We start from the raw sequence: 15285 nt of genomic DNA, 5'->3' as shown, positions 1-15285 counted from the left end.
AGTCTATGCCTCTCGCCCTGTTCGCCCTCGCGATCAGCGCCTTCGGCATCGGGACCACGGAGTTCATCATCAACGGGCTGCTGCCCGAGGTGGCGGCCGACTTTCACGTGACCATCCCGGCCGCCGGCCTGCTCGTGTCCGGCTACGCGCTGGGTGTGGCGGTCGGCGGGCCGCCGCTGACCATGCTCGGCGGGCGCCTGTCGCGCAAGACCATGCTGTTGTCGCTGATGGTGCTGTTCATCGCCGGGAACCTGCTGTCGGCGCTGGCGCCCTCGTACGCGGTGCTGATGGTCGGCCGTTTCCTGTCGGCCTTCGCGCACGGCGCGTACTTCGGGGTCGGCTCCGTGGTGGCCGCCGACCTGGTGGCGCCGAAGAAGCGGGCCAGCGCCATCGCCATGATGTTCACCGGCCTCACGCTCGCCAACGTCCTGGGTGTGCCCCTGGGCACCTGGATCGGTCAGGCGTTCGGCTGGCGGGCCACGTTCTGGGTCGTGGTGGCGATCGGCGTGGCCGGTCTCGCCGGCGTCGTCGCCCTCGTCCCCCGGCAGCCGCGTCCGACCGGGAGCGTCGTGCGGGAGCTGGCGACGTTCCGCAAGGCCGGCGTCTGGCTGGCCCTCGGGATGACCGTCTTCGGCTTCGCCCCGGTCTTCGCCGTCATCACGTTCATCGCGCCCATCATGACCGGCGTGGGCGGCTTCTCGCCCGGCGCCGTGCCCGTGGTCATGGCCCTGTTCGGGGTCGGCCTCGTGGCGGGCAACCTGATCGGCGGCAAGCTCGCCGACCGCGCGGTCATGCCCAGCATCTACGGCTCGGTCGCCCTGCTCACCCTGCTGGCCGTGGCGGTGGCCCTGGTGTCGGGCAACCAGGTGGCCTTCGTGATCACCATCACGCTGTTCGGCGTGGCCGCCTTCGCCACGGTCCCGCCCCTGCAGACCCGCGTCCTGGACGCCGCCGCCGGAGCTCCCACGCTGGCCTCGGCGGCCAACATCGGGGCCTTCAACCTGGGCAACGCGATCGGCTCCTTCGCGGCCGGCCTCACCATCGACGCCGGCTTCGGCTACACCGCCCCCGCCTGGACCGCGGCCCTGCTGGGCCTGGCGGGGCTGGCCGTGGCGGGGGCGGCGGGCCTCCAGGCCCGCCGCCTGGTGCCCGCCACCTAGACGGCGCGGGACTCGTGGGCGATCAGCCACTCCTTGACCGGCACGCCGTAGTAGTAGCCGCCGTATCCTCCGCCGCTGGGCAGCACCCGGTGGCAGGGGACGAACGGCGCGATGAGGTTCTGCGCGCAGGCCGAGCCGGCCGCCCGGGCGGCCGTCCTGGGCATGCCGGCCCGCTCGGCCAGCTCCGCGTACGAGACCGTGGTCCCCGCCTTGACCTCGCGCAACGTGGCGTGGAGCCGCTTGCGGGTGGCCGTACCCGGCTGGGAGACCTGGACGGCGTCCAAAGCGTCCAGATCCCCGGCCAGGTACGCCCGGACCGCCTCGGAGGCGGCCCCGAGGTCGTCCACGACCTCCAGGCCCTCCGACTGCAGCTCGGGCGTGAGCCGCACGAACATCTCCGTCGGGTCGGCGGTGAAGCCGGCCGCCACCACGACCCCCTCGCGGGACAGCAGGGACAGCGGCCCCACCGGGGTCGGGATGAGCTGGGCAGCGATCATGATGAGCTCCAAAGGTGCAGGGCGGCGTAGGCCCGCCAGGGCCGCCACCGCTCGATGTGGTCGTCGGGGATGCCCAGGCAGGCCATCCGCTTCTTGAGCACGAGGTCGCCCGTGGGCCACGCGTCCGGGTCGCGCAGCGCCCGGAGCGCGATGTAGCTGGCCGTCCACGGGCCGATGCCCGGGACTTCGAGCAGGTCCGACACCGCCTCGGCGGGGTCCTGGCCGCCGTCGAGGTCCAGGCGGCCCTCCACCAGGTGGCCGGCCAGGTGCCTGAGCGTGTCGATCCGGCGGTTGGTCAGGCCCACGCCGGTCAGGTCCGTCTCCAGGAGTTCGGCGGGGGTGGGGAAGAGGGGACCGGGGGCCTTGGCGACGATGCGGCCGAGGAGGGTGCGGGCGCCGGCCACCGAGATCTGCTGGCCCACCACCGCGCGTACGGCCAGCTCGAAGCCGTCGAACGCGCCCGGCACCCGCAGCCCCGGACGGGCCGTCACCAGGGGCCCGAGCGAGGTCTGCTCCAGGATCTCCGAAATGGCGGAGGGGTCGGCGTCGAGGTCGAGGAGGCGGCGGCAGCGCGCCACGACGCGGGCGAGCTGCCGCGTGTCGTCCATCACGACGTCCAGGGCTATGTGGTCCTGTCGTGGTGTGAGCGTGATCGTCCCACCTGGTACGGCTCGCTCATACGACGTCCGGTCCGCCACCTCCAGCCCAGGAATGGCGCGGGCCGCCAGGAACGCGAAGACCCCCTCCACGTCGTACGGCTCGCGCCGGTGCAGCCGCAGCCGCAGCGTCGCGTCGCAGACCCGCGGGCCCGCCGTGGCCCGCAGCTCGCTGGGCGTGAAGCCGTACGTCTCCCGCATCGTCGCGTTGAACTGCCGCACGCTCCCGAACCCCGCCGCGAACGCCACCTCCGTGACCGGCAGCCCCGTCTCCGTCAGCAACTGCTTGGCCAGCAGCAGCCGCTTGGTCCGCGCGACCGCCAGCGGCCCGACGCCCAGCTCGGCCACGAACAGCCGGTGCAGGTGCCGCTCGGTGATGTGCAGCCGCTGGGCCAGCCCGCCCACGCCCTGCTCGTCCGCCGCGCCGTCGTCGATCAGCCGCAGCGCCCGGCCGACCAGGTCGCCGCGCACGTCCCAGCCCGGGTCGCCGGGCGAGAGCTCCGGACGGCACCGCTTGCACGGCCGGAACCCCGCGGCCTCGGCCGAGGCCGCGTGCCGGTAGAAGCGCACGTTCCTGGAGGACGGCGTACGCGCCGGACAGATCGGACGGCAGTAGATGCGCGTCGTCGTCACCGCCGTGTAGAACCGCCCGTCGAACCGGGCGTCCCTGGCCGAGACGGCCCGGTAGCAGGAGTCGAAGTCGAGCTGGAGTGGTGACATGCCTCCGACACTAGGCGCTCCCCGAAGGCGCTGACTGGCGGAAATCGGACGTGAGCGTCGAACGGCAGGTCAGCAGGCCGAGCCGGGTGACCTGCGGAAATCGGACACCCGGCGCACGGCTACTTCGACGAGACGCCCACTCCCAGGTCGAACTCCCGGTAGACCCGGGCCCAGAAGCCGTCACGCAGCCACACCCGGGCCTCCGGGTAGGGCCGCAGCGAGTGGCCGAGCTCCTTCTCCGCCTCGATCAGCAGCTCGGTGTCGATCACGGTCGGCAGGATGGGCCCCGGCAGCAGGTCGCGGATGTTGTCGCGGCCACGGGTGAGGATCCACTTCTGTGCCACGTGCTCGCCCACGTCCTCCACGCGCGGGCGGCTCGGCCCGAGCTTGGCCACCTGGCCCGGCTTGGCGTGCGGCTTGACCGGCGTGCGCCCGGCGAAGACCTGGGCGGGCGACGGGGCCGCGACCGGCGGAGTGACCGGTACGGGCTGGGGAGCACGGCTGAAAAAGGGCCTCAGGAAATCGGCGGAGATCACTTCCACGGTGTCGGACTCCCACACCAGGCGCTCGGCCTGGTTGGTGCCGTACGGCGGCTCGACGCCCCACAGGTGGATCCGCACTCCGTACGCCTGCGCCGCCTCGACCGCCGGAACCATGTCCTCATCGCCTGCCAGCAGGATGGTGTCGGTCACCGCATGATGCCGGGCCAGCGCCTCCAGATCGCTCCTGATCTGCGCGTCCACGCCTTTCTGCTGGCCACGGGCGTTCAGGTTGCCAAGCCGAACCTTGACCCACGGGAGCTGGGCGATGACCCGCTGGTCGACGGTGGGCACACGGTCACGGGCGGCGTCATACCAATAGATCCGCAGAAGTTCGCCGGAAGTACGTTCCTCTGCATGTTTCTGTAGACTCTGGATGAGTTCATCGGCGGCCACCCGATATTCCTTGCGTTCCTTGGCACCGAGCAGCACTTCACCTGCCGCCGCGTACAGATAACCGACATCCACCAGGACGGCGTACTTGGCTGCCACAGGATGCGGCATGAGGTCTGGGATGGCCATGTCGTCCTCCAGGCCGCGGTGTTAGTTGATCGGCTGACTATATACGCCTACTTTCTCTAGATAGTCCCAACTCCCGGGGAACTTGACACCCGATTCTCAGGATCTATCTAGGGTAGAGCGCTCATCCGCCATGCCGACTTCCCTGGGACGACAGGCTTACGCATACCTCTGGCTGGGTTTCGCCACCTTTGCCGACGCGGCTCCGGAGACGCCTCGGGTTCGGCGTGCGAGCTCTGCCGCGCGACGAGTACGGCCACCAACGCCGCGATCTCCTCGGGCGTGGCGTCCCCCCGGACAATTCGCAGCTCTGGCGTCATAGCGGGATGTTCCCATGCTTCTTCGGCGGGAGCGTCGCCCGCTTGTTCCTGAGGGCCCGCAGCGCCCTGACGACCTGAACCCGGGTCTCGGAGGGCCGGATCACCGCGTCCACATAGCCGCGCTCGGCCGCGATGTACGGATTGGCCAGCGTGTCCTCGTACTCGGTGACGAGCCGGGCGCGCTCGGCCTCGGGGTCGTCGGAGGCGGCGAGTTCGCGCCGGTAGAGGATGTTGACCGCGCCCTGTGCTCCCATGACCGCGATCTGGGCCGTCGGCCAGGCCAGATTGACGTCCGCGCCGAGGTGCTTGGAGCCCATGACGTCGTACGCGCCGCCGTACGCCTTGCGCGTGATCACCGTGATCAGCGGCACGGTGGCCTCGGCGTAGGCGTAGAGGAGCTTGGCGCCCCGCCGGATGATTCCGTTCCATTCCTGATCGGTTCCTGGGAGGAATCCCGGCACATCCACAAATGTCAGTATCGGAATATTAAAGGCATCACATGTTCGAATAAATCGGGCGGCCTTCTCCGATGCGTTGATATCCAGACATCCAGCGAAATGCATGGGCTGGTTGGCCACGACCCCGACCGGCTGGCCGTCCACCCGGCCGTACCCGACCACGATGTTCGGCGCGAACAGCGCGTGGACCTCCAGGAACTCCCCGTCGTCCAGCACGTGCTCGATGACCCGGTGCATGTCGTACGGCTGGTTGGCCGAGTCGGGGATCAGCCCGTCGAGCTCCGGATCGGGCTCCAGGTCGGTGGCGGCCTCGAAGGCGGGGGCCTCGTCCAGGTTGTTCGACGGCAGGTACGACAGCAGCGCCTTGACGTACTCCAGCGCGTCGTCCTCGTCGGTGGCCTGGTAGTGGGCCACGCCCGACTTCGTGTTGTGCGTGTGCGCCCCGCCGAGCTCCTCGAACGTGACCTCCTCGCCCGTCACCGTCTTGATGACGTCGGGCCCGGTGATGAACATCTGGGACGTCTGATCCACCATCACCACGAAGTCGGTCAGCGCGGGGGAGTAGACGTGCCCGCCGGCCGCGGCTCCCATGATGAGCGAGATCTGCGGGATCACGCCGGACGCGTGCACGTTGCGCTTGAAGATCTCCGCGTAGAGGCCGAGCGCGACCACGCCTTCCTGGATGCGCGCGCCGCCGCCCTCGTTGATGCCGATGATCGGGCACCCGGTCTTGATCGCCAGATCGAGCACCTTGACGATCTTCTCGCCGTACACCTCGCCGAGCGAGCCGCCGAACACCGTCACGTCCTGCGAGAACACGCACACCTGCCGGCCGTCGACCGTGCCGTGCCCGGTGATGACGCCGTCGCCGTACGGCCGCCGCCTCTCCAGCCCGAACATCGTCGACCGGTGCCTGGCGAACTCGTCGAACTCCACGAACGAGCCCTCGTCCAGCAGCGCGAGCACCCGCTCCCTGGCGGTCATCTTGCCCTTGGCGTGCTGCTTGTCCACGGCCTCCGCGGAGCCCGCGTGCGCGGCCTCGTCGAGCCGCCGCTCCAGGTCGGCGATCTTCCCGGCGGTGGTGTGAATGTCCGGCCTGTCCGGCGACTCCTCGGCAGCAGTGCTCATGCGCGCAAGGCTAGTCCTTCCTCCTAGAGTGGATCCATGACGGATGCGGTTCGCACGCACGGGCTGTTCAAGCGCTACGGGCCGCAGGTCGCGGTGGCGGGCGTCGATCTGGTGGTGCCGTCGGGGAGCTTCGCGGGCCTGGTCGGGCCCAACGGCGCGGGCAAGACCACCACGCTCAGCATGATCACCGGGCTGCTCCGGCCCGACGGCGGCACGGCCGAGGTCGACGGGTTCCACGTGTGGCGCGACCCCGTGGAGGTCAAGACGCGCATCGGGGTGCTGCCGGAGGGGCTGCGGCTGTTCGAGCGGCTGTCGGGCCGCGAGCTGCTCCTCTACAACGGCCGCCTGCGCGGCATCCCCAAGGCCGACGTCGAGCAGCGCACGGGCGAGCTGCTGGCCGTGATGGACCTGACCGGCGCCGCCGACAAGCTCGTCGTCGACTACTCCACCGGCATGCGCAAGAAGATCGGCCTGGCCGCCGCGCTGCTGCACAACCCGTCCGTGCTCTTCCTGGACGAGCCGTTCGAAGGCGTCGACCCGGTCAGCGCCAACACGCTCACCGACGTGCTCCGGCGCTTCACGGCGTCCGGCTCGACGGTGATCTTCTCCAGCCACGTGATGGACCTGGTCGAGCGGCTGTGCGACTGGGTGTCGGTGATGAGCGCGGGCCACATCGTGGCGCAGGGCCCGCTGGCGGACGTACGCGGCGGCCGCAGCCTCAACCAGGCGTTCCTGGAGCTGGTCGGCGGATCGCGCGACAACGGCGAGGGCCTCACGTGGCTCGGCGCCAACCCCAGGTGACACCCGAGGAGTCCCGTTGACCACCGTGGCCCTGTTCGCGCAGCTCAAGCTCCGGCTGCTGGCCGGAAACCTGCGCGGAGACCTCCAGCGCAAGCTCGGCTTCGTCTTCACCCTGCTCATCGCCACCGGCCTGGCCGTGCTCGGCTTCTTCCTGATGAGCCTGCTCCGGCTGGCGCCCCACGACATCGCCGCCGACCTGGTGATCATCGCGTTCACGTCCTTCCTGATCGGCTGGATGATCGTGCCGCTGATGGCGTTCGGCCTGGACGACACGCTCGACCCGGCGAAGCTGTCGCTCCTGCCGCTGCGCACCGGGCAGCTCGCGGTCGGCATGTTCACGGCGTCCGTGACCGGGGTCTGGCCGCTCGCCATGCTGATCGTCACGGCCGGCGCGCTGGTGGGGATGGCGACGGGCGTCGGCGGCGTGCTGCTCGGGGTGCCGGCCGTGCTGCTGCAGTTCGCGCTGTGCGTGGTGACGTCGCGGCTGATCACCACCTCGCTCTCCAGCGCGCTGCGCACCCGGCGGGGCCGTGACGTGCTGGCCGTGGCCGCGCTGCTGGTGGTGGTGCTCGCGCAGCTGCCCAACCTCGTGATGAACCGCGGCCTCGGCGACCCCGAGGCCATGCTGCGCCAGCTGGCGGGCGTGCTCAGGTGGACGCCGCCGGGCATGGCGGCGCACGCGATGGCCGACGGCGGCCTGGCCGGTCTGGCCGAGCTGGCGCTGGTGGCCGTGATCGTGGTGGTGCTGGGCCTGCTGTGGATCAAGGCGCTGGGCCGGGCCCTGGTGACGCCCGACGTCTCCACCCAGGCCGCGTCCGTGCGCAAGGAGAGCGGCCTGGTCGACAGGTTCCTGCCGGACGGGCCGCTGGCGGCCGTGGTGACGAAGGAGCTGAAGTACATCCGGCGGGAGCCCAGGTTCCGCGTCGGCTGGTTCAGCGCGATCGTGGTCACCGCCGTGCTGGCGTTCTCGCTGAGCAGGAACACGGGTGGCGCGGAGGGCGTGCCGATCGTGCTCACCTGCGTCGGCGCCCTGATGATCGCGCTGCAGTCGGGCAACGCGTTCGGCATCGACGGCCGCTCGTTGTGGATGAACGCGGTGGTGTTCGGCTCCGAGCGCGGGCTGGCCACCGACCTGGCCGGGCGCCATCTGGCCAACGCGCTGATCGCCGTGCCGCTGCTCACCGTGATCGCGGTGGCCACCGGCCTGTTCACCGGCCATCCCGGCATGATCGTCCCGGCGGCGCTGGCCGGGTGGGGCGCGCTCGGCATCGGGCTCGGCGTCGGGTCGGTGACCAGCGTGGTGGTCCCGTACACCGTGCCCGAGCGGATGAACGCCTTCAGCGGCGCCGCGCCCGGGCAGGGGGGCCAGGCGTTCGCCTCCGCCATGGGGGCCACGCTCGGCATCGCGCTGCTGTCGCTGCCGTTCGTGGTGCCGCTGGCGTTCGGCTGGTTCTGGGTGTGCGCGGTGGCGCCGTTCTACGGGGTGCTGGCGGAGACGCTCGGCAGGCGCCTGGCCGCCAGGATCGGATTCGCCCGGATGCCGGAGCTGCTGGGGGCCGTTTCCAAAGGTAGTTGAATGGTCTAGTCCAATGGGCGAGACCGGTCTACGGCTTCGCTGAGCGACTCGATACCCTTCGAAACATGATTGACCAGGGGCTCGAGCGTCGCAGCGCCGCCGTTACCGAGATGCCGGACGAGCTACGCCACGATGTGCGGCTGCTCGGCAAACTGCTCGGCCAGGTGCTCGCCGAACAGGGTGGCGAAGACCTGCTGGCCGACGTCGAACGGCTGCGCAAGGCAGTCATCGCAGCACGTAAGGGCGAGGTCTCGGCCGACGAGATCACCGCCATGGTCGCCGAATGGGAGATCGAGCGGGCCGTGGCGGTCGCCCGCGCGTTCACCTGCTATTTCCACCTGGCCAACCTGGCCGAGGAACACTACCGGATCCGCACACTACGCGAGCGGGACGCCGAGGGCAGGGTCCAGCGGGAGTCGCTGGCCCAGGCCGTACAGGAGCTGGGCCACGAGCGGGTCACCGAGCTGCTGGAAGGCCTGGAGCTGCACCCGGTGCTCACCGCGCACCCCACCGAGGCACGCAGGCGCGCGGTCGTCACCGCCATCCAGCGCATCAGCGGCCAGCTCACCGAGTACAACACGCCCGGCCGGGGCGCCAGCGAGCGCGCCGAGAACAAGCGCCGCATGCTGGAGGAGATCGACCTCCTGTGGCGCACGGCCCAGCTCCGCTCGACCAAGCTCGACCCGCTCGACGAGGTGCGCACCGCGATGGCCGCCTTCGACGAGACGCTGTTCCGCATGGTGCCGCAGGTCTACCGCTCGCTGGACGCCGCGCTCGACGAGCGCACCGGCACGCGCCCGCCGCAGGCCAGACCGTTCATCCGGTACGGCAGCTGGATCGGCGGCGACCGCGACGGCAACCCCAACGTCACGGCCAGGGTCACCCGCGAGACCATCCAGATCCAGTCCGAGCACGTGCTGACGGCCCTGGAGACCGCCTGCACGCGCATCGCCCGCACGCTGACCTCCTCCGTCCAGCTCGCCGCTCCCTCGGCCGCGCTCAAGTCGGCGCTGGCCGAGGCCGTGGACGCCTACCCCGACGTGGTCTCCGAGCTGGCCACCCGCTCGCCGCGCGAGCCGCACCGGCAGTGGCTGCTGTTCGTGGCCGCGCGCATCGCCGCGACCCGCCGCCGTGACCTCGACCTGGCCTACCGCGCGCCGGCCGAGCTGCTGGACGACCTGCGCGTGGCGCAGGAGTCGCTGGCCGCCTCGGCGCCGCGGCAGGCGTACGGGGAGCTGCAGCACCTCATCTGGCAGGTCGAGACGTTCGGCTTCCACCTGGCCGAGCTGGAGGTGCGCCAGCACTCCCAGGTGCACGCGGCCGCCCTGGAGGAGATCAGGGCCGGCGGCGAGCTATCTGAGCGCACCGAGGAGGTGCTGGCCACGATCCGGGTGATCGCCTGGATCCAGGAGCGGTTCGGGGTCACGGCCTGCTCCCGCTACGTGGTCTCCTTCACCCGCTCGGCCGACGACATCGCGGCCGTCTACGAGCTGGCCACGCACGCGCTCGGCGAGCGGGCGCCGGTGCTCGACGTCGTGCCGCTGTTCGAGTCGGGCCAGGACCTGGCCAACTCGCCGGACGTGCTGACCGGGATGCTCGAGATCCCGGCGATGCGGGCGCGCCTGGAGACCACCGGGCGGCGCATGGAGATCATGCTGGGCTACTCCGACTCGGCCAAGGAGCTCGGCCCCGCGGCCGCCACGCTCCGGCTCTACGAGGCGCAGGAGGAGCTGACGGCCTGGGCGGCCAAGCACGACGTGAAGCTGCGGATGTTCCACGGCCGTGGCGGCGCGCTGGGCCGTGGTGGCGGCCCGGCCAACCGTGCGGTGCTGGCCCAGGCGCCGGGCTCGGTCGCCGGCCGGTTCAAGGTCACCGAGCAGGGTGAGGTCATCTTCGCCCGCTACGGCCACATCGCCATCGCCCGCCGCCACCTGGAGCAGGTGGCCAACGCCGTGCTGATGGCCTCCTCGCCCACGGTCGGCGCCAGCACCGCGGCCGCCGCCGAGCGCTTCCGGGGCCTGGCCGAGCAGGTGGCCACGGCGTCGGAGCAGGCGTACCGCGCGCTGACCGAGGCGCCGGGCTTCCCCGAATGGTTCGGCCTGGTCAGCCCGCTGGAGGAGATCGGCACGCTGCGCCTGGGCTCGCGCCCGGCGCGCCGCGGGCTCGGCGCGCCGCGCTCGCTCGACGACCTGCGGGCGATCCCGTGGGTGTTCGCGTGGGCGCAGACGCGGGTCAACCTGCCCGGCTGGTACGGCCTCGGCACCGGCCTGGCCTCGGTCGGTTCCCTGGAGGAGCTGCGGGCGGCGTACGCGGAGTGGCCGCTGTTCAACGCAATGCTGGACAACGCCGAGATGTCGCTGGCCAAGACCGACCGCTCGATCGCCAAGCGCTACCTGGCGCTGGGCGGCCGGGAGGACTTCGCCCAGCAGGTGCTGGAGGAGTACGACCGGACCCGCGACCTGGTGCTGCGGGTCACCGGCCACAGGCGGCTGCTGGAGAACCGGAAGGTGCTCTCGCGCGCCGTCCAGCTCCGCGACCCGTACGTGGACGCGCTCTCGCACCTCCAGTTGCGGGCCCTGCGCGCGCTGCGCACCGGCAACCCGTCGGAGCAGGAGCGCGAACGCCTGTCCACGCTCCTGCTCCTGTCGGTCAACGGCGTCGCCGCGGGCCTGCAGAACACCGGCTGATCCGGCGGTCTAGCGGAGGCCCTCGAAGAAGGCGGTGACGTCGGAGGTGAGGGCCTCCGTCGCGGTGTGCGCGGTGTAGTGGCCGTGCGCCGGGGCCGGCAGCGTCTTCCAGGAGACGATGTTGGCGTGGTCGCGCTCGGCGAAGCGGCGGATGGACGTGAAGTCGCCCTCGGCCATCGCCAGCGCGGTCGGCACGGTGGTGGGCTCCTTGGGCTGCTCCGCGCGGGCGTTCTCCCAGTACTGCCGGATGGCCGAGCCGGCGGTCCCGGTGAACCAGTAGATCGCGGCGTTGGTGAGCACGAAGTCGTCGTCCAGGTCCTCGTCGAAGAGCTGGACGAGCCAGCCCAGGAGCCCGGCGGGGGAGTCGGCCAGGGCGTGGGCGAGGGTCTGCGGCTGCTGCGAGTGCAGCACATTGAAGGCGCCCTTCTCCTTCCAGAACCAGTCGAGCACGGCCAGCCCGGCCTGGTCCTCCTCGCTCAGCCCGGCGAACTCGGCCGGGTCGCCGGAGGGGAAGGAGAACAGCTGCGTGACGTGCACGCCCACGACGTGGTCCGGGTCGATCCTGCCGACCTCGGGCGAGATCATCGAGCCGCCGTCGTTGCCGACCGCGCCGTAGCGGGTGTAGCCGAGACGGGCCATCAGCTCGGCCCACGCCCTGGCGATGCGCTGGTTGTTCCAGCCCAGCTCGACGGTGGGGCCGGAGAAGCCGTAGCCGGGGACCGACGGGATGACCAGGTGGAAGTGGCGCGACAGGGGCTCGATGGCGTCGAGGTACTCGGCGACCGAGCCGGGCCAGCCGTGGGTGAGGATCAGCGCCAGGGCGTCGGGGTTGTCGTTGCGTACGTGGATGAAGTGGATGTTCTGGCCGTCGATCTCGGTGGTGAACTGCGGGTGGGCGTTGAGCCTGGCCTCCTGCGCGCGCCAGTCGAAGCCGTCCCGCCAGTGGCCGACCAGGCGCTTGACCCGCTCGACGCTGACGCCCTGGTCGACGCCGGGGATCTCGTGGGTGAAGCGGGTCAGGGCGAGGCGGGCCTGGAGGTCGTCGAGGTCGGCCTGGGAGATCTCGACGCGGAAGGGGCTGATGCTCATGGAAGGCTCCTGGAACGTGCGGAACGGTTTGTTCTGTTCCAGAATAGCAGAACGGAATGATTCATTCCACAAGAATCCGCTCCGATCCCGCATAGACGTTGCAGCGCTCTCCGCGCAGGAACCCCACGAGCGTGATGCCGAACTCCCTGGCCAGCTCCACCGCGAGCGACGACGGCGCCGAGACCGCGCACACCGCCGGGATCCCGGCGGCCAGCGCCTTCTGCATGATCTCGTAGCTGGTCCGCCCGCTGACCATGAGCACGTGCTCGGCCAGCGGCAGCCGCTCGTTCAGCCCCGCCCAGCCGACCAGCTTGTCCACCGCGTTGTGGCGGCCCACGTCCTCCCGTACCGCCACCAGCGTGCCCGTGGCCGAGAACAGCCCGGCCGCGTGCAGGCTGCCGGTCTTGCCGAACCCGCCCTGGGCGGCGCGCAACGCGTCCGGCAGCCCGTACAGGAGCTCGGGGGTGAGGTCGAGCCGGCCCCTGGGGACCGGCTTGCAGCGGTCGTGCAGCGCCTCCAGGCTGGCCGAGCCGCAGACGCCGCACGCGCTGGAGGTGAGGAAGTGGCGGTCCAGCGCGGGCAGGTCGGGGATGGGGCCGCGCAGGCGCACGGTCACCGTGTTGTAGCGGGCCTCGGGCGGGAGGTCCTCGTCGGTGCAGTACGCGATCGCGGCGATGTCGCCGGGACCGGCCAGGCCCTCGCCGTGCAGGAATCCGGCGGCCAGCTCGAAGTCGTGCCCGGGGGTGCGCATGGTGATGGCCATGGTCTTGCGCGTGCCGTCGGCCGCGGTGAGCCGGATCTCCAGCGGCTCCTCGGTGGCCAGGTAGTCGCGCCGCTCCCTGGTGGCGGAGCCGGACAGCTCCATGATCCTGACGCGCGTGGTGGGCCCTGGACGCGTGCTCACAGCGACCGCACGGTGACGAGGGCGTTGTAGTCGGGGATCCGCGCGTCCGGGGAGCGGCGGGACTCGTCCAGCAGGACGTTGCCCTCCGGCCAGTGGATCTGCAGGTTGCCCGGCATGAGCGGGGCCCGCAGGATCTTGCCGCGGTAGGTGCGCTCGCCGGAGCGCAGCTCGACCGGGGCGCCGTCGGGCAGGCCCAGGCGGTCGGCGTCGTACTCGCTCATCAGCACGGCCTCGCGCATCGCGCCGTTGAAGCCGTCGCGGCGCTCGTGGACCATGCTGTTGAACTGCTTGCCGCGCCTGGTGGCCACCATGAACGCGCCGTCGGGACGCTTCAGCGCCGGAGGCCGGACGACGCTGAAGCGGCCCAGCCCGTCGGGGGTCTGGAAGCGGCCGTCGGCGAACAGATGGCGGCCGCCGTACTGGACGTTGTCGCCGAACTTCCGCAGGTCCGCGATGCCGCGGTAGAAGGGGACCGCGCGCTCGATCTCGGCCCGGATCTGCGGAGTGCCAGTGAAGGCGATTTTTGATGAAATTTCGGGGTTTGTGCGGGCGGCCAGCTCCGTGAAGATCTTCCACTCCGGCCGCGCCTCGCCGATGCGCGGCCCCTCGACCTCGGGGGAGAAGATGATCCGGCGCTCGGTGGAGGTCTCGGTCACGCCGCCGACCATCTCGTAGCGGGTCTGCGCGGGCAGCAGCAGCACGTCGCCCTCGCCCGGCACCAGCATCTGCGACGACAGCACGATGTCGATGTGCACCCGCAGCCGCAGCCGCGACAGGGCCTCGCGGGAGTAGGCCGGGTCGGGCAGGACCTCCAGGAAGTTGCCGCCGCTCGACACCAGCGCGTCGAGCTCGCCGCGGTGGGCCGCGTCGAGCATGTCGGTCGCGGTCAGACCCGGCGTGGTCGGGACCTCGAACCCCCACATCTCCGTAAATTTCGCGGCATTCTCTGGCGTGATCGGCAGCCCGCCGGGCAGACCGGTCGCGTACGCGCCCATCTCGGCCCCGCCCTGCACGCCGCTGTGCCCCCGGATCGGCATCAGCCCGCACTTGTCGCGCCCGACGAAGCCCCTGGCCAGCGCCAGGTTCACGATCGAGCGGACGTTGTCCTCGCCATAGCTGTGCTGCGTGATGCCCATCGACCACACCAGCACCGCCGACCTGGCCTTGCCCAGCAGCGTGGCCAGGCGGAGCATGTCGTCGCGGGAGGCCCCGGACAGCGCCTCCAGCTCCTCCCACGTCTGCCCCGCGAGCTCCCGGCGCAGCTCCTCGAAGCCCGTGGTCCGCTGATCGACGAACTCCTTGTCCACCCAGTCGTTCTCGATCAGGTGCTTGAGCACGCCGTTGAGGAAGCCGATGTCGCCGCCCACGTTCACGCCGAAGAACTCATCGGTGATCTTCGTGCCGAACACGGCGGACTCGGCGTTCGACGGCACCCAGTACTTGTCCATGCCGGGCTCGCGGTAGGCGTTGACCATCGCGATCCGGGTGCCGGCCTTCTTGGCGTGGTAGAGGTACTTCATCGCGACCGGCTGGTTGTTCGACGGGTTGGAGCCGATGAAGACGATCAGGTCGGAGCCGATCCAGTCGGTGTACGAGCAGGTCGTGGCCGCCGCGCCGATGGTCTGCTTGAGCGCGACCGTGGAGGGCGAGTGGCAGATCCTGGCGGCGTTGTCGACGCTGTTGGTGCCGAGCGCGCGTACGGCCTTCTGGGCCGCGTAGTAGTTCTCGTTCGGCACGCCGCGGCTGGTCAGGTAGGCGCCGAAGCGCGCGTCCCGCAGGCCCTCCCCGGCCACGCGCAGCGCCTCGTCCCAGGAGATCCGGGTGAAGCCCGGCTCGCCCGCGCGGCGCAGCATGGGGTACGGCAGCCGCCCCAGCTCGCGAAGCTCGGCGCTCTTCTTGCCGACGAGTCCAGAAATATCCCGCAAAAGTGTGGTGTCCAGGGCGGGCATCGTGTTCAGCGGCAGCAGCCGCAGCCTGATGTTGCACAGATGGATCTCGTCCATCGTCCAATCCCTCATGCCTTGGGTGCCCAGCGCGCACCCGTCACACGTGCCCTGGTTGAGTATCCGCCACGCGTAACCCCGGTTGCCCTTGACCGACCTGAACGCCTTCCACAGCTCCAGGTAGTTGTTCGGCTTGCGCAGCCCGATGCCGAACGGTCGCCAAGAGGCCCAGTTACGCGGATCCAGGAGCTTGCTCATCTCTCTATTTTCCTCCTGGCTGCAAAGATA

12 protein-coding genes are annotated in these 15285 nt (G+C 70.7%); 4 read left to right on the top strand and 8 right to left on the bottom strand.

Features of this window, described 5'->3' with window-relative positions:
* Window positions 1-5: 5 nt before the first annotated feature.
* Window positions 6-1160, top strand: a complete 1155-nt coding sequence (locus ACWDX9_RS16295; RefSeq protein WP_449954175.1) for an MFS transporter — start codon at window positions 6-8, stop codon at window positions 1158-1160.
* Here the strand turns inward: ACWDX9_RS16295 and ACWDX9_RS16290 are convergent.
* The 5 genes from ACWDX9_RS16290 to ACWDX9_RS16270 form a co-directional block, all read right to left on the bottom strand.
* On the bottom strand, window positions 1157-1657 hold the full coding sequence (locus ACWDX9_RS16290) for a methylated-DNA--[protein]-cysteine S-methyltransferase (protein WP_449954172.1): 501 nt from the start codon (window positions 1655-1657) through the stop codon (window positions 1157-1159). The genes ACWDX9_RS16295 and ACWDX9_RS16290 overlap by 4 nt on opposite strands.
* Complete coding sequence (locus tag ACWDX9_RS16285; RefSeq protein WP_449954169.1) at window positions 1654-3033, bottom strand: AlkA N-terminal domain-containing protein; 1380 nt, start codon at window positions 3031-3033, stop codon at window positions 1654-1656. The genes ACWDX9_RS16290 and ACWDX9_RS16285 overlap by 4 nt, the downstream gene beginning before the upstream one ends.
* Window positions 3034-3152: 119 nt before the next feature.
* The gene (locus ACWDX9_RS16280; protein ID WP_350728321.1) at window positions 3153-4094 is read right to left on the bottom strand and encodes an NYN domain-containing protein; all 942 of its coding nucleotides are present in this window, start codon (window positions 4092-4094) and stop codon (window positions 3153-3155) included.
* A gap of 107 nt (window positions 4095-4201) precedes the next feature.
* Complete coding sequence (locus ACWDX9_RS16275; protein ID WP_350728322.1) at window positions 4202-4411, bottom strand: acyl-CoA carboxylase subunit epsilon; 210 nt, start codon at window positions 4409-4411, stop codon at window positions 4202-4204.
* Window positions 4408-5997, bottom strand: coding sequence for an acyl-CoA carboxylase subunit beta (locus tag ACWDX9_RS16270; protein WP_449954166.1), 1590 nt, complete (start codon window positions 5995-5997; stop codon window positions 4408-4410). The genes ACWDX9_RS16275 and ACWDX9_RS16270 overlap by 4 nt, the downstream gene beginning before the upstream one ends.
* A gap of 36 nt (window positions 5998-6033) precedes the next feature.
* On the opposite strand from ACWDX9_RS16270, the gene ACWDX9_RS16265 reads away from it, so the two are divergent.
* From ACWDX9_RS16265 to ACWDX9_RS16255, 3 genes are all read left to right on the top strand, one after another.
* Complete coding sequence (locus ACWDX9_RS16265; protein WP_449954163.1) at window positions 6034-6798, top strand: ABC transporter ATP-binding protein; 765 nt, start codon at window positions 6034-6036, stop codon at window positions 6796-6798.
* 25 nt (window positions 6799-6823) lie between these two features.
* A complete protein-coding gene (locus ACWDX9_RS16260) occupies window positions 6824-8374 on the top strand; it encodes a hypothetical protein (RefSeq protein WP_449954232.1) in 1551 nt (516 codons plus the stop codon).
* A gap of 65 nt (window positions 8375-8439) precedes the next feature.
* Window positions 8440-11061, top strand: coding sequence for a phosphoenolpyruvate carboxylase (locus ACWDX9_RS16255; RefSeq protein ID WP_449954160.1), 2622 nt, complete (start codon window positions 8440-8442; stop codon window positions 11059-11061).
* A gap of 9 nt (window positions 11062-11070) precedes the next feature.
* Here ACWDX9_RS16255 and ACWDX9_RS16250 read toward each other — a convergent pair whose 3' ends face one another.
* From ACWDX9_RS16250 to ACWDX9_RS16240, 3 genes are all read right to left on the bottom strand, one after another.
* Window positions 11071-12150: an epoxide hydrolase family protein gene (locus ACWDX9_RS16250; RefSeq protein WP_449954156.1), complete on the bottom strand. Its 1080-nt coding sequence runs from the start codon at window positions 12148-12150 to the stop codon at window positions 11071-11073.
* A 61-nt stretch (window positions 12151-12211) separates the two neighbouring features.
* A complete protein-coding gene (gene fdhD, locus ACWDX9_RS16245) occupies window positions 12212-13054 on the bottom strand; it encodes a formate dehydrogenase accessory sulfurtransferase FdhD (protein ID WP_449954153.1) in 843 nt (280 codons plus the stop codon).
* Window positions 13051-15255, bottom strand: a complete 2205-nt coding sequence (locus ACWDX9_RS16240) for an FdhF/YdeP family oxidoreductase (protein WP_449954151.1) — start codon at window positions 15253-15255, stop codon at window positions 13051-13053. Before ACWDX9_RS16240 ends, fdhD begins: the two co-directional genes overlap by 4 nt.
* Between the last annotated feature and the right edge of the window lie 30 nt (window positions 15256-15285).

The sequence above is a fragment of the Nonomuraea sp. NPDC003201 genome (assembly GCF_053590415.1).
The sequence above is the reverse complement of the archived record's forward strand: the minus strand, read 5'-3'. Positions and strand labels throughout refer to the sequence as shown.

Coding starts and splice junctions, on each gene's coding strand:
- ACWDX9_RS16250 (WP_449954156.1), bottom strand. CDS start 12,150: ATGAGCATCAGCCCCTTCCGCGTCGAGATCTCCCAGGCCGACCTCGAC.
- ACWDX9_RS16275 (WP_350728322.1), bottom strand. CDS start 4,411: ATGACGCCAGAGCTGCGAATTGTCCGGGGGGACGCCACGCCCGAGGAG.
- ACWDX9_RS16285 (WP_449954169.1), bottom strand. CDS start 3,033: ATGTCACCACTCCAGCTCGACTTCGACTCCTGCTACCGGGCCGTCTCG.
- ACWDX9_RS16240 (WP_449954151.1), bottom strand. CDS start 15,255: ATGAGCAAGCTCCTGGATCCGCGTAACTGGGCCTCTTGGCGACCGTTC.
- ACWDX9_RS16255 (WP_449954160.1), top strand. CDS start 8,440: ATGATTGACCAGGGGCTCGAGCGTCGCAGCGCCGCCGTTACCGAGATG.
- ACWDX9_RS16280 (WP_350728321.1), bottom strand. CDS start 4,094: ATGGCCATCCCAGACCTCATGCCGCATCCTGTGGCAGCCAAGTACGCC.
- ACWDX9_RS16265 (WP_449954163.1), top strand. CDS start 6,034: ATGACGGATGCGGTTCGCACGCACGGGCTGTTCAAGCGCTACGGGCCG.
- ACWDX9_RS16290 (WP_449954172.1), bottom strand. CDS start 1,657: ATGATCGCTGCCCAGCTCATCCCGACCCCGGTGGGGCCGCTGTCCCTG.
- ACWDX9_RS16295 (WP_449954175.1), top strand. CDS start 6: ATGCCTCTCGCCCTGTTCGCCCTCGCGATCAGCGCCTTCGGCATCGGG.
- ACWDX9_RS16270 (WP_449954166.1), bottom strand. CDS start 5,997: ATGAGCACTGCTGCCGAGGAGTCGCCGGACAGGCCGGACATTCACACC.